At 56.9% G+C, this 22,377-nt stretch carries 17 protein-coding genes, 1 tRNA gene, 1 pseudogene and 1 riboswitch; of the genes and pseudogenes, 9 read left to right on the top strand and 10 right to left on the bottom strand.

From position 1 onward, the window contains the following. Window positions 1-13 precede the first annotated feature (13 nt). The 4 genes from CCALI_RS16365 to CCALI_RS08060 all read left to right on the top strand — a co-directional run bounded on the left by CCALI_RS16365 (window position 14) and on the right by CCALI_RS08060 (window position 1,879). Window positions 14-157, top strand: coding sequence for a hypothetical protein (locus tag CCALI_RS16365; RefSeq protein WP_156412963.1), 144 nt, complete (start codon window positions 14-16; stop codon window positions 155-157). 194 nt (window positions 158-351) lie between these two features. Beyond that, window positions 352-1,152 (top strand): segregation and condensation protein A, encoded by an 801-nt coding sequence (locus CCALI_RS08050; RefSeq protein WP_052572362.1) that lies wholly within the window; start codon window positions 352-354, stop codon window positions 1,150-1,152. After that, a complete protein-coding gene (scpB, locus tag CCALI_RS08055; protein ID WP_016482989.1) occupies window positions 1,149-1,718 on the top strand; it encodes an SMC-Scp complex subunit ScpB in 570 nt (189 codons plus the stop codon). The genes CCALI_RS08050 and scpB overlap by 4 nt, the downstream gene beginning before the upstream one ends. 89 nt (window positions 1,719-1,807) lie before the next feature. Beyond that, a tRNA-Gln gene (locus CCALI_RS08060) sits at window positions 1,808-1,879 on the top strand. Between the two features lie 181 nt (window positions 1,880-2,060). Here the strand turns inward: CCALI_RS08060 and odhB are convergent. Together odhB and CCALI_RS08070 are read right to left on the bottom strand one after the other, a co-directional pair. Continuing rightward, window positions 2,061-3,332 carry a 2-oxoglutarate dehydrogenase complex dihydrolipoyllysine-residue succinyltransferase gene (odhB, locus tag CCALI_RS08065; RefSeq protein ID WP_016482990.1) on the bottom strand — a complete coding sequence of 424 codons (1,272 nt, stop codon included), beginning with the start codon at window positions 3,330-3,332 and terminating at the stop codon, window positions 2,061-2,063. 108 nt (window positions 3,333-3,440) lie between these two features. After that, window positions 3,441-6,287, bottom strand: coding sequence for a 2-oxoglutarate dehydrogenase E1 component (locus tag CCALI_RS08070; protein ID WP_016482991.1), 2,847 nt, complete (start codon window positions 6,285-6,287; stop codon window positions 3,441-3,443). Between the two features lie 532 nt (window positions 6,288-6,819). Here CCALI_RS08070 and thrC point away from each other — a divergent pair. From thrC to CCALI_RS08090, 4 genes are all read left to right on the top strand, one after another. Continuing rightward, window positions 6,820-8,076: a threonine synthase gene (gene thrC, locus CCALI_RS08075; RefSeq protein WP_016482992.1), complete on the top strand. Its 1,257-nt coding sequence runs from the start codon at window positions 6,820-6,822 to the stop codon at window positions 8,074-8,076. Window positions 8,077-8,184: 108 nt separating this feature from the next. After that, window positions 8,185-8,460 (top strand): MoaD/ThiS family protein, encoded by a 276-nt coding sequence (locus tag CCALI_RS08080; protein WP_016482993.1) that lies wholly within the window; start codon window positions 8,185-8,187, stop codon window positions 8,458-8,460. Between the two features lie 66 nt (window positions 8,461-8,526). After that, a complete protein-coding gene (locus tag CCALI_RS08085; protein WP_016482994.1) occupies window positions 8,527-9,162 on the top strand; it encodes a zinc ribbon domain-containing protein in 636 nt (211 codons plus the stop codon). 47 nt (window positions 9,163-9,209) lie between these two features. After that, window positions 9,210-9,746 carry an NIL domain-containing protein gene (locus tag CCALI_RS08090; RefSeq protein ID WP_016482995.1) on the top strand — a complete coding sequence of 179 codons (537 nt, stop codon included), beginning with the start codon at window positions 9,210-9,212 and terminating at the stop codon, window positions 9,744-9,746. On the opposite strand, the gene thiD is transcribed toward CCALI_RS08090, so the two are convergent. The 8 genes and pseudogenes from thiD to gltB form a co-directional block, all read right to left on the bottom strand. Next, entirely contained in the window at window positions 9,747-10,526 is a 780-nt protein-coding gene (thiD, locus tag CCALI_RS08095) for a bifunctional hydroxymethylpyrimidine kinase/phosphomethylpyrimidine kinase (RefSeq protein ID WP_016482996.1), read from the bottom strand. Between the two features lie 3 nt (window positions 10,527-10,529). Beyond that, on the bottom strand, window positions 10,530-11,879 hold the full coding sequence (gene thiC / locus CCALI_RS08100; RefSeq protein ID WP_016482997.1) for a phosphomethylpyrimidine synthase ThiC: 1,350 nt from the start codon (window positions 11,877-11,879) through the stop codon (window positions 10,530-10,532). Continuing rightward, the gene (locus CCALI_RS08105; RefSeq protein WP_016482998.1) at window positions 11,876-12,859 is read right to left on the bottom strand and encodes an FAD-dependent oxidoreductase; all 984 of its coding nucleotides are present in this window, start codon (window positions 12,857-12,859) and stop codon (window positions 11,876-11,878) included. The genes thiC and CCALI_RS08105 overlap by 4 nt, the downstream gene beginning before the upstream one ends. Continuing rightward, entirely contained in the window at window positions 12,856-13,653 is a 798-nt protein-coding gene (locus CCALI_RS08110; protein WP_016482999.1) for a thiazole synthase, read from the bottom strand. Before CCALI_RS08110 ends, CCALI_RS08105 begins: the two co-directional genes overlap by 4 nt. Then, complete coding sequence (thiS, locus tag CCALI_RS15755; RefSeq protein ID WP_075060787.1) at window positions 13,554-13,886, bottom strand: sulfur carrier protein ThiS; 333 nt, start codon at window positions 13,884-13,886, stop codon at window positions 13,554-13,556. The genes CCALI_RS08110 and thiS overlap by 100 nt, the downstream gene beginning before the upstream one ends. After that, window positions 13,874-14,501, bottom strand: a pseudogene (gene thiE, locus CCALI_RS16865) (thiamine phosphate synthase). The gene thiS and the pseudogene thiE overlap by 13 nt, the downstream one beginning before the upstream one ends. A gap of 61 nt (window positions 14,502-14,562) precedes the next feature. Further along, a riboswitch (TPP riboswitch) is annotated at window positions 14,563-14,671 on the bottom strand. 229 nt (window positions 14,672-14,900) lie between these two features. Next, complete coding sequence (locus CCALI_RS08125) at window positions 14,901-15,608, bottom strand: lysophospholipid acyltransferase family protein (RefSeq protein WP_016483000.1); 708 nt, start codon at window positions 15,606-15,608, stop codon at window positions 14,901-14,903. A gap of 137 nt (window positions 15,609-15,745) precedes the next feature. Further along, window positions 15,746-20,305, bottom strand: coding sequence for a glutamate synthase large subunit (gene gltB / locus CCALI_RS08130; RefSeq protein WP_016483001.1), 4,560 nt, complete (start codon window positions 20,303-20,305; stop codon window positions 15,746-15,748). A 212-nt stretch (window positions 20,306-20,517) separates the two neighbouring features. Here gltB and CCALI_RS08135 point away from each other — a divergent pair, with 212 nt between their 5' ends. Further along, window positions 20,518-22,323: a proline--tRNA ligase gene (locus CCALI_RS08135; protein ID WP_016483002.1), complete on the top strand. Its 1,806-nt coding sequence runs from the start codon at window positions 20,518-20,520 to the stop codon at window positions 22,321-22,323. The last annotated feature ends 54 nt before the right edge of the window (window positions 22,324-22,377 follow it).

Below are 22,377 nucleotides of genomic sequence, written 5' to 3' on the forward strand. Positions count from 1 at the left end.
AAGGGGCTTCTTTTTGAGCGATTCCTCCACGCTCCATTTCTTTGTTGAAACCCGTGTGCGACTTATTGACATCGCCCCATCCCTACCGGTAGAATGGCATTCTACGACTACTGCTCGCTTAAAGGCGATCGCTGGTGTAGAACGCCTGAGGGGATAGTCCCTCTGTTAGGGTTCGTCTGTAACGGCGGAGTCCATCCTAGGGCAATCCCTATTGAACGACGCGCTTGTTGTCAACCATCTTGCACAGAAAGGAGGAAGGAGGGGAAGGGTAAGAGGCCATCTGGTCGCCTTGGATGTGACCAGGTAATCCCCCATGTCGCCTGCAGGCGACCGTCTCCTTTTCTAGCTGTTATGAGAGATTCCTCTTCGGTCCTGCCGTCCAAACGCTCGCCGCTAACTCCAGCGGCCATGCCCCCCGTTCATTTAGAAGCCTTTGAAGGGCCGCTCGATCTGCTCTTGCACCTTATTCGCATCAACGAGATAGACATCTACGACATCCCTATCGCGGAGATCACCCAGCAGTATCTACAGGTTATAGCGGCCATGGAGGCGTTGGATTTGACGATAGCTGGGGAGTATCTTGTTATGGCGGCCACTCTCATCGAGATCAAGTCGCGTATGCTGCTCCCTCAAGCTCCAATCCAGGAAGACGCGCCTGAGATGGAGGAAGACCCCAGGGCAGAGCTGGTGCAGCGGCTACTGGACTACCAACAGTTTCGCGAAACCATAGCCACTCTGCAACGGTGGGAGGAGGAGCGGCGACGCATCTATTTTCGCGATGCGGTGCAAAATGTGGAGGACTATCTGCTGCCGGTTCCCCAAGGGGAGGTGACGCCGGCGCAGTTGCACCACGCTCTCCACCAGATGTTAGCACGTGCAGGCCTTGAGGAGAAGCCACTCACCACCGTGGTACCACGACGTCGTCTTAGTCTGCGCCTCAAGATGGTGGAGATTATGCGCAAGCTAGAGGCTATCGCCCCAGAGACGGTGCCTTTCGAGAGTTTGTTCGTGCTGCCCGGGCCGGTTTATGATATTGTGCTGACGTTTCTGGCCATATTGGAGCTTTTGCGGCTAGGGCGTGTGCGTGTGGAGCAGGCCGAACCTTTCGCACCGATCTATCTCTACGCTTCGGGAGGGGCATCTGCCACATGAGCACCACCTTAGAAGCCGCGTTAGAGTGCCTTCTCTTTGTCTCCGGCGAACCCCTCACGGTTCAGGAGCTAGCCCGTGCCACCGGCGAGGAGCCGTTGCGGGTAGAGGAGGCGCTCCGTTCTTTGCAAGCAGCGCTTGTGGAGCGCCACAGCGGTCTTCAGCTGCTACGCATCGCAGGCGGATGGCAGTTGGCCACCCGTCCGGAGTATGCGGAGTTTGTGGGGCGTCTGCTAACGCCGCGCGCCAACAAGCTCTCTCGAGCCGCCTTAGAAACTCTTGCCATTATCGCCTATCGTCAGCCCATTACGGGGCCGGAGATAGAGGCCATTCGCGGGGTTTCATCGGACGGCGTTCTCAAAACGCTTTTGGAGCGGCGTCTCATTGCCGAAGCGGGCAAGAAAGCCAGTCCAGGCCGTCCCACGCTTTATGTGACGACCCCCGAGTTTTTGCACTACTTCGGCATTGCTAGCCTCGAAGAGCTCCCCCCTCTTGAGGTAGAACCCGCTTCGTCGCTCGAAGTGCCGGCCGAGTCGGCGGTCGTTGGGGTCTACCCACGCGGCGAATAGGCCGCTTAAAAGGCGAACGGATACTGGGGATAGCTCTTGACAAGAGCGAAGGCAGCGTTGTATCATAAAAATGCAGACACAAGAGAGATTGCCGGGTGGTGCAGTGGTAGCACAGCTGACTCTGGATCAGTTGGTCGGAGGTTCGAATCCTTCCCCGGCAGTAAATGCGGATGCCCTCACAAAAGGCATCCGCTTGTTGTTTTTAAAAACCCACCAAATTCTACAGCCCCACAGGCAGATTTAAACGCTGGACTTCGCCACGATCAATTCGCTCAAACGTATAGATGCTCACGGTGGGCGAGTGGTCGGTGGTTATTGCCGTGATTGCGTAGAGAAACCGACCTAACCTTCCAGAAGAAGTGTTTCGGGGTCTTCGATAAGCTCCTTGACGCGCACAAGGAACCGCACGGCATCGCTACCGTCTATCAGGCGATGATCGTAGGAGAGCGCCAGGTACATCATCGGCCGTATTACGATCTCGCCATTGACCACCACCGGGCGCTCCTGAATTTTGTGCATGCCAAGGATCCCTACCTGATTGCCGTTGAGAATGGGCGTGGAAAGCAACGAACCGTAAACACCACCGTTGGTGATGGTGAAAGTGCCCCCCATGAGCTCCTCAAGCTTTAGCCTACCCTCTCGAGCCCGAGCGGCAAGATCGGCGATCTCGGCTTCGATCTCGGCGAAGGACTTCCTATCCGCATCGCGAATCACCGGAACAGTTAACCCGCGCTCACTGCCCACCGCAATCCCGATATCGTAGTAGTACTTCTTTACAACTTCGTTGCCTTGTATCTCGGCGTTGAGGTACGGAAACGCCTTTAACGCCCCAACAACCGCCTTGGTAAAGAACGACATGAAGCCGAGATTAACCCCATAACGCTCCTTGAAGGCGTCGCGGCGGCGCTTGCGAATCTCTATTACCGCGCTCATGTCGGCCTCGTTAAAGGTGGTGAGCCGAACCGCGTTGCGCTCCGACTCTTGAAGGTTGCGGATAAGCGTGAGACGTAAACGCGAGAGGGGCTCCCGCTCCTCCCGCCGCCCAAAAGAGGCGGTGAGCGAAGATAGCACCGGCGGCAGCGTGCCGGAAGCCGTGGAGGCCGCGGGTTTCTGCACCTCTTTCTCAGTAGAGGATGGGGCGGATGAGGATGTATGGGCGAACTGGCGTACGTCCTCAATGGTGATCTTACCGTTCGGACCACTGCCTTTGCCGCGAAGAGAGCTCAGGTCAATTCCCTGCTCCTCAGCAACCTTCTCAGCCAATGGCGTAGCAATGGGAGGATGCACTTCCGTCTTTTCCGCTACGGCCGTTTTAACGGGCGCGTTTTCCGCAGCCGGTTTGGCCGCCTGCGGCGCCGACGACACCGCAGCTGCCTCCGCCTCCACCAAAATGGCAAGCACATCCCCTGGTTTTACCGTGTCGCCCTCAGGATGAACGATCTTTTGCAGTATGCCGGCGGCAGGTGCATAGACCGGTAGGCTCACCTTATCGGTGGCAAGCTCCACCACCTCCTCGTCGCGCTCTACGCGGTCTCCCTCCTTTTTATACCAGGTGCCGACCGTCGCTTCTACAACGGACTCGGCTAGTTGCGGCACTTGTATCTCGACGCCCATAGAATTGCGATCCTCTTTCCGAATTCGGTTTTGTATGGTCTCTAGCCTAAGGCCAAGCTTTTCATGATTTTTTCTTCATGGCCGACGCATTCCCCTTCTCCAAAGCCGCTATTTGGCTATCCGTGCGGCCTCTCGACGTGAGAGGGAGAGCGCGGGGATATCGGAGAGGGCTGCCCGAAGGATGCGCTCTTGAACAACAAGGTGGCGCGGGCGTGAACCCTCGGCTGTACTTGCCGACTCCTCTCTACCGATATAGCGAATAGGACAGTCCACCTCTAGCTTGTGGAGGAGAGCGCGCAAACGGGGTTCCATAAAGCTCCAGGCGCCCATATTTTGGGGCTCCTCTTGCAGCCACACCAGCTCGCGTAGGTTGGGATAGCCCCCGATAACCTTTGCAAGAGCCTCTACAGGGAAGGGATAGAGCTGCTCCACGCGCACAACGGCCAGACGCTCCTCCTTGAAAACCTCCTCACGAGGCTCACCGCTGGGCTGGTAGAGGAGGTTCATGTAGACCTTACCGCTACACAGAATCAGCCGTGTAACACGGTTGGCGCGCTTCCGTGCCTCCTCATCATCTATCACCGGTTGAAAACGCCCTTCCACCAACTCTTGTAAGGAGGCAGCCGCGTTTTTGTCGCGCAAGAGACTTTTCGGGGTGAAGATCACCAGCGGTTTCGGGCTGTGACGCATGAGGGCGGCCTGACGCCTGAGAACGTGAAAGTATTGGGCCGCAGTGGTGCAGTTTACCACGCGCATATTGTTTTCGGCGCAGAGCTGCAGATAGCGCTCCACACGAGCACTGGAATGCTCCGGCCCTTGCCCCTCATAGCCATGCGGCAAGAGCAGCACAAGGGAGGGGCTTTGTCCCCACTTCGCATAGCCGGCCGCAATGAACTGGTCTATAATCACCTGGGCTCCATTGGCGAAATCGCCGAACTGGGCCTCCCAGAGGGTGAGAGTGTCGGGCGCATGAACGCTATAGCCGTATTCAAAGCCGAGCACGGCGCTCTCGGAAAGAGGGCTGTTGTACACCGCAAAAGAGGCGCGCGCCTGCGGGAGATGCTCCAGCGGCGCATAGCGCTCGCCCGTCTCAACATCGTAAAGGGCGAGGCGACGCTGGTCGAAGGTGCCGCGCTCCGTGTCTTGGCCCGTGAGGCGAATCGGTATGCCGTCGGCAAGAATAGAGGCAAAGGCCAACGCTTCCGCATGCGCCCAGTAGATGCCGCGGGGTTGATGAATGGCCTGCCGACGCGGCTCGTAGAACTGTTTGACGGCTCGTGGGTTGACGTGAAAATCCGAAGGCCACTCCAACATCGCTTCGTTGAGCGAGAGGAGGGTTTCTGCACTTACGCCGGTCGCAATGGCATCCTCTTCCGGCGGAGGCATGTGCCCGTTTCCATTCTCCTCACCGTTCTCCATGCGTGAAGCCACATCGAGGGCTTGGCGCAAGCGCTCGCGCACCTCGTTGACCATAGCCGCTGCTTCGTCTCGTGATACGATGCCCTCCTTCTCCAGCTCGTGCGCAAAGATCTCGCGCACACGCGGATGGGCATCTATAAGCGCGTATATGCGCGGTTGTGTGGTGCGTGGCTCGTCCGTTTCGTTGTGGCCGTAGCGCCGATAGCCGATCAGGTCAATGAGAAAGTCTTTACCGAACTCCTCTCGATAGGCAAAGGCCATGCGAGCGGCAGCGATGCAGGCGATGGGGTCGTCGGCGTTCACGTGAACGATGGGGATCTCAAACCCCTTGGCGAGGTCGCTGGCATAGAGAGTGGAGCGACCTTCAGAGGGAAGGGTGGTAAAGCCAATTTGGTTATTCAAAATAATGTGGATGGTTCCCCCTGTGCGATACCCAGGCAGGCGCGAGAGATTCAGCGTCTCGGCAACGATGCCCTGTCCGCAGAAGGCGGCGTCGCCGTGAATGAGAATCGGCAGTGCGGCACGCTCGTTCTGTTGTGGACGACCCATGGCATCGCGTCGTTCCTGTGCCGCGCGCACATGCCCCTCCACAACAGGGTTCACATATTCGAGATGGCTTGGGTTGGGCACCAGCGTAATGGGCATTTCGGCCACCCCCGATTCGCGGAAGGCACGGCTGTAGCCCAAGTGATACTTCACATCGCCAGACCACCCTTCAAAGTTGCTGCCGGAGACCGAGGTACCCTCGCCACCGATGTTATTTTTGAACTCTTTGAGGATCACCTCGTAGGGCTTACCGAGCACGTGCGCTAGTACGTTAAGACGCCCACGGTGGGCCATGCCCATTACCACCTCGTGCATGCCCTCGATGGCAGCGCTACGAACGATCTCGTCGAGCATAGGCACGAGGGCATCGGTGCCCTCAATGGAGAAACGCTTCTCTCCAGGAAAAGTTCGCTGCAGAAAATCCTCGAAGATATCTACCTCAATAAGGCGATGGAGCAGGTCACGCTTGCGCCCAGCGTCAATGTCTTTAAAGAAGCGACGACTTTCCACCACGTCCCGAAGCCAGTAGCGCTCTTTGGCCTCTTGAATATGCTCGTCCTCATAGCCAATCGTTCCTGAATAGACCTGCCGTAGCCGAGCGATGGCATCGCGGGCGTTGGTGGTCTCCTGGGCGATGGGGCCGCCGATCAGGCTTGATGGCAGCTGCTCTAATATCTCTGGCGTGAGGTTATGAGCGCTCAGCTCCAGCTCGGTAGAGCTTCGTGGGCTGAGATGCAGAGGGTCAATATCGGCATCTAGATGGCCGCGCTGACGAATATAACGCGCCAAGCGCACCGTGGCAATAGCTGCATCAAGCAGCTTGTTCGAGAGATCGGTGGAAACGCTCTGTTCGAGCAAAGAGGAGAGAGGATAGGCCTCAAAGAAGGCACGTGTTTCTGGATCGACCGACTCCGGATCGCGTTGATAACGCTCATAAAGGTCGAGAACATAAGCTAGGTTCGCACCGGTAAACAGACTCAATTCAGGCATCGGGCGCTCTTTTGTGGCGTTGTAGGGCGCTCGTCTTCGAGCGCAACGCTTTTATATAAGGTAAATTTATCATACCGTCATTATCGGGAAGGTGTCAAGCAGAAAAAGAGGGTTGACATTTCAAAGGTTCACCGTGTATAATCTACGTCCGACATAGTTGGAAAGTGGCAAGGCGAAGAGAAGGTGGAGTAAGCAGGCGGCGCGGTAACAGCGAGCCGGGTTGGTGGAAGCCGGTACAAGCGAACCTGCTGAAATGGCCTTTGAGCCGCCTTTTCGAAAAGCACTTCGTTGGCTGAGTAGGGAAGGCCGGGGGGCTCCCGTTACAGGGCCAGGGTGTACGCGTTCGTAAGAGCGTCGTTGCACCCGCCGAGGCCGCAACCGTGAGGTTGTGGCGAAAACAGGTGGGACCACGAAGGCTTGAGCCTCTCGTCCTGTGTGCCTGCAATGCGGGCGCGCCGGTCGAGAGGCTTTTTGATTGTCTCTGCGCCGACTTCATACACTCTGTCTAGCTCATTGAGGAGGCTTATAACGAATGTCTGCCAAAACGTTGGGAATGCAGTGTCGCGAGTGTGGAAAAGAGTATCCGCTTGCGCCTGTGCATGTTTGTGAGCTCTGTTTTGGACCCCTCGAAGTTAAACTGAACTGGGAGCTTATTGAAAAAAGGGTGACCCGCGAATCGATCGCCGCCGGCCCTCCCTCCATGTGGCGCTACTGGGACCTCCTTCCGGTAGAAGGTCCGCCTACCGTCGGCAAAAACGTGGGTTGGACGCCCTTGGTGAAGGCGGAACGGCTCGGACGCGAACTCGGCCTCAATAACCTCTATGTGAAGAACGATGCTGTGAACCATCCTACGCTCTCTTTTAAAGATAGAGTGGTGGCCGTGGCTCTCACCAAAGCCCGCGAGTTTGGCTACGACACGGTGGCCTGTGCCTCCACAGGAAACCTTGCAAACTCGGTAGCTGCCCACGCTGCCGAAGGAGGCTTTCGCTCTTATATCTTCATTCCAGCCGATCTGGAACAGGGCAAAGTGGTCGGTACCCTCATCTATGGAACTAATGTGCTCGCGGTATCTGGCTGCTACGATGAGGTGAATCGCCTCTGCGCCGAAGCGGGCGACCGCTATGGCTGGGGCTTTGTGAACATTAACCTTCGGCCTTTCTACGGAGATGGCTCCAAAACCTATGGCTATGAGATCGCCGAACAGTTGGGCTGGAGAGCGCCCGACCACGTGATCGTGCCCTGCGCCGGAGGCTCGTTGATCAGCAAAATTTATAAGGGCCTGAAGGAGTTGGAGCGCCTTGGACTTCTCGACGGGCCGGTGAATACCCGTATGTACGCCGCTCAGGCCACCGGCTGCTCCCCCATCACCACGGCCATAAAAACCGAAGCGGCCGTGTTTCGCCCACAACGCCCCAACACTATCGCCCGCTCCATCGCCATTGGGAACCCCGCAGATGGCTATACGGCCATAGAAACCGTGCGAAAATCCGGCGGGTGGGCCGAAGACGTTACGGATGAGGAGGTCGTAGAGGGCATTCGCCTGCTAGCGCGAACCGAAGGGATCTTCACCGAAACCGCCGGCGGCGTTACCGTTTCCGTGACGAAAAAACTGGCCGAACAGGGCCGATTCGGCAAAGACGACGTGGTGGTGATCGCCATCACCGGCAACGGCCTTAAAACCCAGGAGGCCGTGATGGGACGGGTAGGACATACCATCCCCATCGAGCCAAACCTTAACTCGCTCGAAGCCGCCCTGAAAACGGAAAAGCTGTTGGCGACCTCTTCGTGACACCGCATTTGAATTTTGGAAGCAACATAGGGTAACACTTTGCAAGCGAAGTTGCGCCGTCCTACGGCGCCTCTTTTTCGTACATTTAGGATAAGGAGTGGATTGTCCATGCCTGTAACCGTTCTAATACCGACACCGTTGCGTCGCTATACCGGCGATGTGGATACGGTGACAGCGGCCCCCGGAACCATCGCGACACTTATCGAAGACCTGGAAAGGCAGTTTCCAGGCATCTCCGAGCGACTCGTAGATGAAAACGGAGAGATTCGCCGCTTTGTAAATATCTATGTTAACGAGGAGGATGTTCGCTTCCTAAAAGGGAAAGATACTCCCGTAAAGGATGGCGACTCCGTCTCCATCGTCCCGGCCATCGCCGGAGGCTAGCACCTTTCCAAACAGCATCGTTTCGTTCTATATAAAAATGTAGAAACATATCTAGGAGGACATGCAATGGGTGTTATCGAGTTCGTACAGAACTATGACGATCTGTCTACAGATCAAGGTTTTCAGTTCCGATTCTACTGCGACCACTGTCGCAACGGCTTTATGTCCACGTTCGAGCCCAACAAGCTCGGCCTGATGGGTGATGCGCTGCGGGCCGCAGGAGGCTTTTTGGGCGGGTTCTTGAGCCGCGCCGGCGAATCAGCCTACGATATCCAGCGCGCCGTGGGCGGCAAGGCGCACGATGCCGCGCTGCAAACAGCTGTTCAAGAGATCAAACCGCTCTTTAACCAGTGCCGACGTTGTGGCCGATGGGTTTGCAAAGAGGTCTGCTGGAATGAAGCTCGTGGGCTTTGCAAGCAGTGCGCCCCCGTAGAGGAAGAGGAACTAGCCAGCGCACAGGCTCAGGTGGTAAAAGAGCAGATATACTCCAAGCTTCAAGAGAAAGACCTTACCACTGAGATCAACCTCACCGCCCACGCCACCGTTACCTGCCCCCACTGCGGCTCCGCCGTGCAGGGCGGTAAGTTCTGCCCGGAATGCGGCAAACCATTAAGCACACAAACAACCTGCCCGCAGTGCCATGCCCAAATTCCGGAAGGAGCGAAGTTCTGCACACAGTGCGGCACGCGCATCGGAACGTAGGGCCTGTTTGAGGTAAGCTAGAATTTGAGGAGTACTCAGATCGCACTATGCCTGTTATTACCGTGAATCTCACGGCCACCGGAGAGATGGCCCAACGTCCCTTACTGTGGCGACTTGGGCGTCTCTTCCATGTGGTTACCCATATCCGACGAGCGCGGGTAAGTGAAGAGGTTGCCTGCCTTACGGTAGATATAGAAGGCTCTCAAAATGAGATTACCCAGGCTACGGCCTACCTCCATGCGCTGGGGCTTCTGCCTGGAGACAGTGAAACGAATCTGCCGGTTCCCTCCACCCTGCCACAACCACCGGAAACCACCGTGTCGCAATCCGTAACCACTCGCGTGCGCATTACCACGGTAACCGCAGAGCAGAATCGTGCCCCCTTGCTCTATCGAGTTGGGAAAGACTTCGATGTGGTGGTGAACATCGTGCGGGCCGCCTTCGACGAGGAAGATGGAGGGTATTTTGAAGTGGATCTTTCCGGCCCGCTCAGTGAGGTGCAACGCGCCATCGCTTACCTACACACGACTGGTGTGCAAGTCTACCCTTACCAACGCTCGGTAACCGACTACAGCAACCTATAGTTAATCGCTGTCTAAAGCTGATGCGGTGGAAAATAGAGCCTTTTCCATCTGATAAAACACATAGCGCTTGGCCTCCTCCACCGCCGCACGCAGCGAATCACCCAAGGCGAGCCGGGCAGCGATAGCCGCTGAGAGTTGGCAGCCCGACCCATGTAGCGTCGTGCCGGTAAGCCGAGGTAGAGCGAGACGATGGCACGTCTGTCCATCGAAAAGAAAGTCCACGGCTTCTGGTCCCACCCCGTGCCCTCCCTTCAAAAGCACGGCTTGGGGACCGAGGCGTTTTAAAGCGTAGACCGCTTCCTGCATCTGCTTTTCGTCATCTGCAGCGATGGCGCCCTTCAACAGCACCTCCGCCTCAAGAAGGTTGGGTGTAATAAGGGTTGCCATCGGAAAGAGCTGCGTTATCAGCACCTCGAGTCCGTCCGATTCCAAAAGCCTCTTGCCGCTGCTGCTTACGACGACAGGGTCTACAACGAGAGGAGGCAGATCGGGCCGTCTCAATGCACGCACAACCGCCTCAACGATAGCCCTGTTTCCCAAAGCGCCGATCTTTATCGCGCGAGGGGGCACCTCCTCCCAAGCGCACTCTATTTGCGCCGTCACAAGATCGGGCGGAAGCAAAAAAACCTCCTTAATGTGCCTGCGGTTCTGAGCCGTGATGAGCGTTACGGCGCTCATGCCATAAACGCCGTAGCGCTCAAAAGTCTTCAGATCGGCCTGAAGGCCGGCTCCGCCCCCCGAGTCAGAGCCAGCAATGGTGAGCGCAGAGGGAACGGGCATGGTTTACGTGGTGACTTCCGCTCCGATGACCTCTTCCAGAGGCAACTGCGTCGTCCCATGAGCGGCGCCGCGCCGTCCCCGCATGACCACCTCGACTAGGTTCATAGGGCAGAAGGGCCCACACATGCTGCAGGCTTTGGTTTTTGTGCCACGCGCCTCGTACATCGCCCGCGCCTCCTCGGGGAAGAGGGCCAGCTCGAACTGTTTCTGCCAATCGAGCCGATACCGCGCCTCGCTCATCTGGCGGTTGCGCTCCCAGTCGGCTTTATTGCCGCGCGCGACATCGGCGATATGCGCAGCCAGCTTAAAGGCGATGACCCCCTCTTTCACATGCTCCACCGTCGGCAGCCCCAAATGTTCGGCAGGAGTGAGGTAGCAAAGCATGTCGGCGCCATGCCAACCGGCCACGGCCCCTCCGATAGCGCCCACAATGTGATCAAATGCCGCACCGGTATCTATGGGCAGCATTCCCAAAATGTAGAAGGGGGCGTGGCGTGTCAGCTTCTTCTGGATCTGCACGTTGGTCTGTATCTCGTTGAGAGGAATATGCCCCGGCCCTTCGACCATCGCCTGCACACCCGCTCGTCGAGAGCGCTCCACGAGCTCTCCAATCAGCAAGAGCTCTTGAATTTGCGGGCGATCGGTGGCATCGTCAAGCGACCCCGGCCGAAGGCCATCTCCCAGAGAAAGGGTCATGTCGTAGGTTCGCGCGATGTCCAGCAGATCATCAAAGCGCTCCCAAAGCGGGTTTTCCTCCTCACGCTTCAGCATCCAGGCGGCCAAAAGTCCGCCACCACGCGACACAATGCCCGTGGTGCGGTGCGTGTTTTGGTAGCGCATTAACGCCTCGCGGGTCACACCGCAGTGCACGGTGATGTAGTCCACCCCAGACTTCCCATGCTCCTCGATAACCTCAAACAGTTCATCGGCAGTCATATCGAAGAAGCTCTTGCGTTTGGCCGCGCGAAACTCGGCCTCATAGATAGGCACGGTGCCAAGGGGAACGGTGCTCGCTTCCAGAGTTCTCTGCCGAATGGCGGCGATATCTCCGCCCGTGGAGAGATCCATCACCGTGTCAGCACCGTACTGAATGGCCACTTTTACCTTTTCTACCTCTTCGTCCGGGTGGACATAGTCGTAGGAGGTGCCCAGGTTCGCGTTAATTTTTACGCGCATCCCTTCCCCAATAGCGGTGAAGTGGCTGAGAGTTGTATGGTTTGGATTGGCCGGAATAACCACACGTCCGGCTGCAACCTGCTCACGAACAAACTCCGGTGAAACGCCTTCGCGCTCCGCCACATAGGCCATCTGTTCGGTAATATGGCCTTTTCTTGCTGCCTCTAACTGCGTCATCCTCTACTCCTCCTCGGGGAAACCCCCAAAATGGATCTTGCGATACGTTGTGCGGTTGCTGGAGCTAACAAAACCCCATTACGTCCGTGCCCCGTGGCGGCATATAGGCCCGAGGCGATCTCGCCTACCTGTAGCGTCCCCATGGGGCGATAGCCCCATAAAAGCGCCCCTATAGGGGCCGTTTCGAGGTGTGGAACATGGTTGTGCACAAAGGAGATAAGCCATTGAAGCCCGATGAGGTCTACTCCGGGACGCCACCCTTCCCGTTGGGTAGCCCCCACGTAAAGTCCTCCATCTCGTGGGAGAAGATAGCCCTCTTCAAAGAACAAAGGAATCGTCGGAGGTGCTGTTTCGAGCCACATTGCTTCCCCCTTCACCGGCTGCACCCCTAATCCGAAACGCCCCGACCAAGCGCCTGTTGCCAAAACGATGTGAGAACCGAGCAAAGCTCCTCTATCGGTCTCCACCCTCCCTGGTGTCACCAACAGGGCTTCGGCACGAAGCACCAGCCCGCCCATCCGTTGAAAGGCCTGCCATAACGCCTCTTTCAGACGCAGCGGATGCACATAACCGCCCGGATAAGATCGGCCTCGCAGGTTTAGAGAGGCCAGAGATGGCCATACCGATAAGTGATCCTCACCCCCCGGCATAACAAGGCCGGTTCCTTCTAACGAGAAGGGCACAGCAATGCCGGTCTGTTCCTGGAGCTCTGCAACTAGAGCAGGGTAAAGCGCGATGCTCTCCTCCGCCCATTCAAGGAGTTCGCCAGCGAGGCCTTCCGGATAGGGAGCCAACATACCCGCGGAGGCGCGGGTCGCCTCGCCTTCAAAACCGGCATCGAGCATTATCACCTCGGCTCCAGCTCGACGAAGAGTATAGGCGATGAGGCTCCCGATAATGCCGCCCCCGACGATGATCACCTCATGGTGGTGAGAGAACACCTCTAACGAGATAGATGGCAAGACATCCGCTTGGGTCATACGGGGGCCTCCGGCTGCACTAGCGGCACCCCTACCACGGGACTGCTTGGACTGGCCGTTTCCCGAGCGGTCATAGGCCCGGCAAGATAGGCTTTCCGACCTGCCTCCACAGCCATACGAAAGGCGGCTGCCATCGCCACGGGGTCTTTTGCTTCTGCAATGGCCGTGTTCACCAACACGGCATCGGCTCCTAATTCCATCACCTCCGCAGCGTGCGAGGGAAGCCCCAACCCAGCATCTATAACGATAGGGGGTAGCTGATCCCGCAGACGCAGAAACACCTCGATCAGCGCTCGGGTCTTCACTCCCCAACCCGATCCGATGGGGGCGGCCAACGGCATGACCGTGGCACATCCGATGGCCCCAAGTTTTGTTGCAAGAACCGGATCGGGGCCGATGTAGGGCAGCACGATGAACCCCTCCTGCAGCAGAATCTTGGCTGCGTGATAGGTTTCTATGGGATCGGGAAGCAGATACAGCGGGTCGGGTATGACCTCAAGCTTCACCCAGTTCTCGCCGGTTAAGGCGCGACCAAGACGGGCAATACGAACCGCCTCCTCTGCCGTTTTCGCCCCGGCCGTATTAGGCAGTAGATGATATTTACCCATCACCTCCTCTAGAAGCCCCTGATGCCCTGGCGCGCCGATCTCTACCCGCCGAATCGAGACGGTCACTATCTCGGCACCGGAGGCCTCTAGGGCATCCCGCATAACGCCCCGATCGTGATATTTGCCTGTGCCCACGATAAGGCGGCTTCGAAATGTTTGGTTCGCGATAACCAATGAGTCGGACACGATCTCCTCCTTGTCAGGTGAGGCCCGAACGCTAGGCCCCTACCCCCTTGCATCAACGTCACTATCTCCACCACATCGCCTTCTTTCAAAGGTTCTAAAGGCAGTTTGCCGCGAGGATACACGGTCTCATTCACCAAAACGGCAACCAGTTGCGGATTTAGCTGAAGCTCTTTCAACAGCTCTTCCAACGTTTTGCCAGCGGCCTGGCGCGGTTCCCCGTTTACGTAGACCATCGTTCAAGCTCCTCCTTCATAGCACGCGCAGCTTTTTGCGGGCTGTCTGCATCGTAGATAGCTCGCACCACGACAATCCGCCGTGCGCCTGCTTCAAGCACTTGGGGAAGGTTTGTTATCTGGATGCCCCCGATGGCATACCAAACGGTTTGCTGGGAAAGGTTTTGAGCGGCCCAGCGCACATACTCCAGCCCTGCTGCAGGGCGTCCCAACTTCGTGGGGGTCTCCCACACTGGCCCGATAGAGAGGTAATCGGCCTCTTCCACAAGAGCCCTTTGCGCCTGTTCGGGAGCATGAGTGCTACGACCAACGATCCCTTGGAAGAAACGACGCGCCTGTTGAGGCGTCAGATCACTTTGACCTACATGAACGCCATCCGGCCCCAAGCAGCACCGCGAGGTCGGGGCGATCGTTGAGCACAAAGGGAATTCGATAACGACGACATAGCGAGAGAAGCTTCTCACCGAGATGGAGAATAGGCAGAGCGTCCCAGTCTTTAGCCCGCAACTGAAGAGTGTCTACACCTCCGTTGAGGGCGGCCTCGGCACGTGCTAAAATCTCCGACTCGCCCTGACCGGGGCGCGGTGTGATCACCAAATAGAGACGACCTAACATACGAACACCTCCCAGATCGTTTCACCGAGCTGGGAGGTGCCATGAAAACAACGGATAAGAGATGCTTTTACCATGGCTTCCCTCCGCCGGTACTAACCGGATCAGGTTCCAAGGGTTGCCGGGGTCACCCGGCTCTCAGCTCCTCTTTGGAGCACCCCCTAGCCCTCTATTTATTTATAAATGCCTGGTTTCGACCCCGCTCATATGGGAGAGCCTGAAAAGCGGTGTCTTCACCACATACATCTATTATAACACAGGCAGCGGCGAAAAAGTCACACCTAATCGGAAAAAATTTTTTTGGCCACTTTTTTGTGACAACCACTTGAGCCTCGTACGGCGACAACCCTCGCGAGGAGAAGAGTGAAGCTTTGACCCTACCTCCGCGCGCAGAACAACACTCTATGAGAGGGATTCCGTGGTCGGCGTCTCCCCACCTACTGCTTTGTTTTCAGGGGTATCCTCGGTGAAAGGAGGATAAGGCTGGTTCTCAAGCAGCGCCTTCACAATAGCGCGAAGTCGCTCCGCGCCTTTCTCCAAACGCTCTCGCTTTTTCAGCCCCCTTAGTAGCTCCTCTAGCAGGATTGGCCTACCGAACCGTACCACAACGGGCCTGCGCGTCGGCCTTGGAATCAGCTTTCCGTAGGGCAGCAGTTGGTCTGTACCGATAAGAGCTACCGGTAAAATGGGAGCACCCGCCCTTTCCGCCACTAAGATCACCCCTGGCAGAAAAGGTTGAAGCTGCCCATCCTCGCTCAGCTTGCCCTCAGGAAAGATCACAACTGCCTCACCCTGCTTCAACAGCTCCTCCGCCTGCCGTAAGGCCGCGAGATCGGCCGAGTAGCGCTTAACGGGAAAGGCATGAAATAGGCGAAGAATGTAGCGAAGAAAACGCGTCTGGAACAGTTCGGACTTGGCCATACCCCAGCAAGGGCGTTTCAACGCAAGATAGATCGTAGGGCCGTCGGCATCGCTGATGTGGTTTGGGGCTACGAGCACGCCCCCTTTCCGAGGAACGTTTTCGGCGCCCTCTATTTTCAACCCGCCGAAAAGAGCGTAGAGGGAACGCAACAGCAGCCAGGCGATCGCCCAGATAATCCAATAAAGCATGTCCTACCTTTTGCAATGGATTTGGATGTTATTTTAGCCTATAGCAACGCCATCTCCCAATTACTATTTGAAGACTCACAAAAAGCGCTCGGAGCACGGCTCCGAGCGCCCAAAGGAACGACTAACGGGACTCTTTCCTAAGCGCTAACGCCAGCAGCCTCGGCGGTCTGTGTTGCACTGAGGGCACGCTGTTGAAGCACACGCCGATATTCCAAAGAGACAACCTTCACAAACTGAGAAAGCGCCTCCTCCCAGCGTTCAAGCAGAGCGGCGGCCCGATCACTCCCCGTATAACGGTAGTGATTCTCAACAAGCTCGCGAACCAATGCGATATCGCGTTCTTCACGCAAAGGCTCCAGCTCCGTAAGCCCGTGATTAAGGTTACAACGCAGGTGGAACGTGCCGTCGGGGTCCCATACAAACGCTTCACCTCCGCTCATACCGGCAGCAAAGTTGCGCCCAGTGCGCCCTAGCACGACCACAACCCCACCGGTCATATACTCACAGCCGTGGTCGCCCGTGCCCTCCACCACAGCGACAGCGCCGCTGTTGCGCACGCAGAACCGCTCCCCAACGACACCACGCAGATACACCTCTCCGCTCGTGGCCCCATAAAGGATGGTGTTGCCGGCCACAATGTTTTCAGCTGGGTCGAAGGGCGACTCTTTGGGCGGGTAGACGATGATACGGCCACCCGATAGCCCTTTGCCGAGATAGTCGTTGGCATCCCCCTCCAGCTCGAACGTAACTCCAGGTACGAGGAAGGCCCCAAACGACTGTCCAGCGGAGCCGTTGAATTTGAAATGGATGGTGTCGTCCGGAAGTCCTTTTGCCCCATATTTAAGAGCGATCTTGCCGGAAAGCATGGCACCGGTAGCTCGATTGCTATTTCGAATAGGCAACTCAGCGCGTACACACTCCTGACGCTCCAAAGCGGGCTGCGCCAAAGCGATGAGTTTATGGTCGAGCACATTTTCCAAGCCGTGATCCTGCTTCATCACGCAGCGCACCGGCACGTTTTTATCCACCTCCGGCATTGTCAGCAACGGCGTGAGGTCGAGATTGTAGGCCTTCCAGTGATCTATAGCCGGCTGCACATCGAGCATATCCGTCCGGCCCACCATCTCGTCCACGGTGCGGAATCCCAGCTGTGCCATGATCTCTCGTAGCTCCTCGGCTACAAAGAAGAAGAAGTTTATGACATGCTCGGGCTGGCCTGCAAATCGCTGGCGCAACACGGGGTCTTGTGTGGCAATACCTACAGGGCAAGTGCCGAGATGACAGACCCGCATCATAATGCAGCCCATGGCCACAAGCGGCGCGCTAGCGAAGCCAAACTCCTCGGCGCCAAGCAGGGCAGCAATGGCCACATCGCGCCCCGTTTTCAGCTGCCCATCGGTTTGTAGACGTACGCGCCCACGCAGATTGTTCTTCACCAGAACCTGTTGGGTCTCGGCCAGACCGAGCTCCCAAGGGATACCAGCATGTTTAATGCTGGAAAGTGGCGAGGCGCCCGTACCTCCATCATGCCCACTTATGAGGATGTGGTCGGCGTGCGCCTTTGCAACTCCGGCTGCTACCGTTCCCACGCCAACCTCGGCCACCAGCTTTACCGATATACGCGCGTTTGGATTGGCATTTTTTAGGTCAAAAATGAGCTGAGCCAGGTCTTCTATTGAGTAGATGTCGTGATGGGGCGGCGGCGAAATTAGTGTAACACCGGGCGTGGTATGACGAATACGGGCAATATATTCATCCACCTTGTGCCCAGGCAGCTCCCCTCCTTCACCGGGCTTAGCGCCTTGCGCCATCTTGATCTGCAGTTCATCGGCGTTGACGAGATACTCGGTCGTCACACCGAAACGCGCGGAAGCGACCTGCTTAATGGCGCTGCGGCGGCTATCGCCGTTCGGATCAGGGATGTAGCGCACGGGGTCCTCTCCGCCTTCTCCGGTATTGCTCTTTCCGCCAATGCGATTCATGGCAATGGCGAGGGTTTCGTGCGCCTCACGGCTAATAGAACCTAGCGACATGGCGCCGGTTACAAAGCGCTTCACGATCTCTTTGGCCGGCTCAACCTCTTCAATGGGAATAGGATTGCCGGGCTTGAAGCGGAACAGGCCGCGCAAGGTAGCCCGATTCACGCTCTGATCGTTGGCCAAACGCGAGAACTCTTTAAAGTCCTTATAGCTATTGCGCCGAACGGCGATCTGAAGGGTCGCGATGGTGTCGGGATTATACTGGTGATATTCACCGTAGCGGCGCCATTGGTACTGCCCGCCCGGATCAAGCTCAAGGGTTTCGGGTATCTCTTGAGGCGGATAGGCATAGTGATGCCGGGCAAGCGCCTCTCGCTGAATCTCCTTTAGCCCAATTCCACCGAGGCGGCTGGGCGTCCCCGTGAAGTAGCGATCCACAAGCTCCTGCCCAAGACCGATGGCCTCAAAGATTTGGGCGCCGCGATAGCTTTGCAGGGTGGAGATGCCCATCTTGGCAAACGTTTTCAGCAACCCTTTGTTTACCGCTTTGATGTAGTTTTTAATGGCTTTATCGAGCGGCAAATCCTGCGGCAACATCGATCGCCGATACATATCTTCCAGCGTCTCGAACGCGAGGTAGGGGTTGATGGCGCTGGCTCCGTAGCCTATGAGCAGCGCAAAGTGCATCACCTCGCGCGCCTCGCCCGTTTCGATGATCAACCCCGCTTGGGTGCGGGTGCCTTCACGAATAAGATGATGATGTACTCCGGAGGTGGCCAGTAGTGCTGGAATCGGAGCATGCTCGGCATCTACCTCCCTGTCGGAGAGGATAAGGAAGCTTACACCGTCGGCAACAGCACGTGAAGCCTGCTCGCAAAGCCTCTCCAGTGCCTTCTCTAACCCGTTCTCCTCTTTAACAGAGAAAACGGCCGAGAGGGTGATGGCCCGGAAATCGGGATGATTCACATGGCGGAGACGCTCCAACTCCACGTTCGTGAGAATGGGCGATTCGAGTCGAAGCATCTTGGCATGTTCTGGCGTGGTGTCGAACAGGTTACCCTCTCGCCCAATGTAGTCGGTAAGCGACATGACAAGGTCTTCCCGAATGGGGTCAATCGGCGGATTGGTAACCTGCGCAAAGAGCTGTTTGAAGTAGTTGTAAAGCAGTTGCGGTCGGTTGGAAAGCACCGCCAATGGGGTATCAGTGCCCATAGAGCCAAGCGGCTGCTCCCCGGTGGTGGCCATGGGCTGAAAGATAAACTTTAAGTCCTCCAACGTATAGCCAAAAACGTTTTGGCGCGTGAGAATCGTTTTATGGTCAGAAGGCTTTGGTGGCGCCACATCGGGAAGCTGCTGAAGGGTAATGCGGTTCTGCTCCAGCCATTGCCGATAAGGGTGTGCTGTCGCAATACTGTGTTTCAACTCCTCATCGCTGATAATGCGGCCTTGCTGCAGATCCACCAAGAACATTTTGCCGGGCTGTAGGCGTCCCTTTTCGACAATGTGCTCAGGGCCGATGTCAATGACGCCGGTTTCGGAGGCCATCACCACGAGGTCGTCATCGGTTACAAGATAGCGGGCGGGTCGTAGACCGTTCCGATCGAGCACGGCTCCGATCACGCGCCCATCGGTGAAAGCAACGGCCGCCGGCCCATCCCATGGCTCCATCAGGCAGGCATGATATTCGTAAAAGGCCTTTTTATCAGGATCCATCAGATCGTTGCCATCCCAAGCCTCGGGGATGAGCATCATCATGGCGTGAGGGAGGCTACGACCGCTCAGCGTTAACACTTCAAGAGCGTTGTCAAGGGTCGCCGAGTCGGAGCCGGAACGGTTGACCAGCGGCACAATCTTTTTGATGTCCTCGCCGAAAAGCGGGGAGCTGAGACGGGCTTCACGCGCGCGCATCCAGTTGCGGTTACCGCGCAAGGTGTTGATCTCCCCATTATGAGCAAGATAGCGATAGGGGTGAGCGAGATCCCACGATGGGAAGGTGTTGGTGGAGAATCGCTGATGCACCAGAGCCAATGCGGTAACCATATCGGGCGCATTGAGGTCTTGGTAGAAAGCGGCGATCTGATGAGCCAGCAGAAGCCCCTTATAGACCACAGTACGACAAGAGAGGCTGCAAACGTAGAAAAAGTGTTCTTGAGGCAGGCGCATCCGCGCGATCTCATTTTGGACGACCCGTCGAATCACGAACAGCTTGCGCTCAAACGCATCCTCGTCGGGCAGCTGTGGGTTGCGTTTAAGGAAAACTTGGCGAATGACCGGCTCGCACGAGCGCGCCAGCGAGCCGATTTTCGTGTTATCCACCGGCACGTCGCGCCACGCAATAACCGGCTGCCCCTCCTCTTGGGCCACGCGATCGATGATCCGCTCATAGCGTGTGCGCTCTTCCATATCGGGAGGAAGAAAGATCATTCCAACCCCATAGTGGCCGGGGGGTGGCAGCTCAACTCCTTGTGCGGCAAGCTCCCGTGCAAAGAAGGCATGAGGGATCTGGATCAGGATGCCAGCACCATCTCCAGTTTCGGGGTCACAACCACACGCCCCACGATGTACAAGGTTTTGGAGCACGCCTAGGCCTTTTTCAATAATGGCGTGCGATTTTTCCCCCTTGATATGCGCTACGAAACCAACACCACAGGCGTCATGTTCAAATTCGGGGTCATAGAGCCCCTCAGCACGAGAGAACGAACCAAGTCTCTTCTGCATTCGGTCTGCCTCCGTATGTTCACTTCCTACCACAGCTTACAAAAGCTGCTGCAAAAGCGAGGTCAACGCGCCGCATCGCGCCCCAAACTCACTCCAATGTGAAAAGGGAAAAAATGTTAGCACAAGTTTGCCAAGAAAGTCAAGTGTGTTGACGTGCATGTGCGCTGTAGTCTACAATGTTCTCCTTAGCATTCTTGGAGAACGGAGAAACTATGCGCGTCTCACAGTTGTTTGGAGAAACCCTTCGCCATCCGCCAGCAGAAACCGACATCGCTTCACATCAGCTTCTTTTACAGGCCGGCTATGTGCGGCAACTTGCTACCGGCATTTTCTCTTATCTCCCTCTCGCTTGGCGAGCTGTTCGCAAAATTGAACAGATACTGCGGGAAGAGATGAACGCTATTGGTGGGCAAGAGCTGAACCTGCCCGTTGTGCATCCCGCCGAGCTATGGCAACGGAGCGGGCGTTGGGAAACCATAGACGAGACCATGGTGCGTTTTCGTGACCGACGCGGACACCCGATGCTGTTGGCCATGACGCATGAGGAGGTGGTGGCGGAACTGGCGGCCTCAGAGATTCGCTCTTACCGCCAACTTCCTCAGCTCGTTTACCAAATACAGACGAAGTTTCGAGATGAACCTCGCGCACGCGGTGGGCTCATCCGAGTACGCGAGTTTCTCATGAAAGACTCCTACTCTCTCGATAAAGATGAGGCAGGACTTCAAAAACAGTATATCGCTCACTATAACGCCTATTTTCGCATTGGGGCGCGAGTAGGGCTTTCTTTACTCGCTGTTGGCAGCGACGTGGGCATGATGGGCGGAAAGCTTGCTCATGAGTTCATGTACCTCACCGACATCGGGGAGGATACTCTGGTGGTTTGTGAGCAGTGTGGCTATGCGGCCAATCAAGAGGTGGCGACATTTCGTAAAGTCCGTGCCAACACCGATCCGCCTCGCCCTCTGGAACGTGTAGCAACGCCGGGCACAACGACGATTGAGTCGCTGGCAGCCTACCTCGGCATTCCCACCAGCAGCACGGCCAAAGCGGTCTTCTTTATGGGCACCTTTCCACCCACAGAAGGCGAATCCGCTGAAGGCGGTTTTGTGCAAAAGCTTGTCGTAGCGCTAGTTCGCGGGGATATGGAGACGAATCAGACGCTTGTCAAAAACAGCACGCATGCCATCGCCCTGCGTCCTGCGCATCCAGAGGAGATTTTGGAGGCCGGCATGGTTCCCGGCTACGCATCGCCCGTGGGCATTCCGCCTGGCAAGGCTCTGGTGATAGCCGACGATCTTCTCGTCGAAGAGACAAACTTGGTTGCCGGAGCGAACGAAGAGGGGTATCACCTCCGCAATGTGTGTTGCGGGCGCGACTTTCAGCCCGATATTGTGGCCAATATCGCTCAGGCCGGTGAAGGAGCCTTATGCATCCGATGTGGCGCACCGCTCGCACTGAAAAGAGGCGTAGAAGTGGGAAACATTTTTCAACTTGGTACCCGCTACTCGATAGCGCTTCAAGCCTTCTACACGGATGAAGACGGCAACCAAAAACCGATCGTCATGGGCTCCTACGGTATCGGCGTGGGAAGATTGCTCGCCTGTGTGGCCGAAGCCTATCGGGATGAAAAAGGACTCATGTGGCCGATCTCGGTAGCTCCCTACGCGCTCAACCTCATCGGTCTGTGTCGCACGCCGGAGAATATCGCGAAAACCGAATCGCTCTATGCAGCGCTGCAACAAGCCGAGGTGGAGACCCTCTACGACGATCGGGAGGTTTCGCCCGGCGTGAAATTTGCCGACGCCGACCTTCGGGGAATGCCGCTGCAGATCGTCATATCAGAGCGCTCTTTGCAGCAAGGGGGTGTGGAGTTGCGCCGGCGAGACGGCACGGTAAAAGAGATCGTTCCTTTGGCGGACGCCCCCACCCTTGCACGTCAACAGGTAGATGCGATGCAGGCCGCTCTAAGAAACACCGCCGACGCTGCGCCTAAGTGGCCTACAGAAGAACAGCCGTAATCCGCTCTTTTACAAATAAGTCGGCCTAGGCGACACCTGAGAACATTGGCTGAA

The organism is Chthonomonas calidirosea T49 (assembly GCF_000427095.1).
In the GTDB taxonomy this organism is placed as follows: domain Bacteria; phylum Armatimonadota; class Chthonomonadetes; order Chthonomonadales; family Chthonomonadaceae; genus Chthonomonas; species Chthonomonas calidirosea.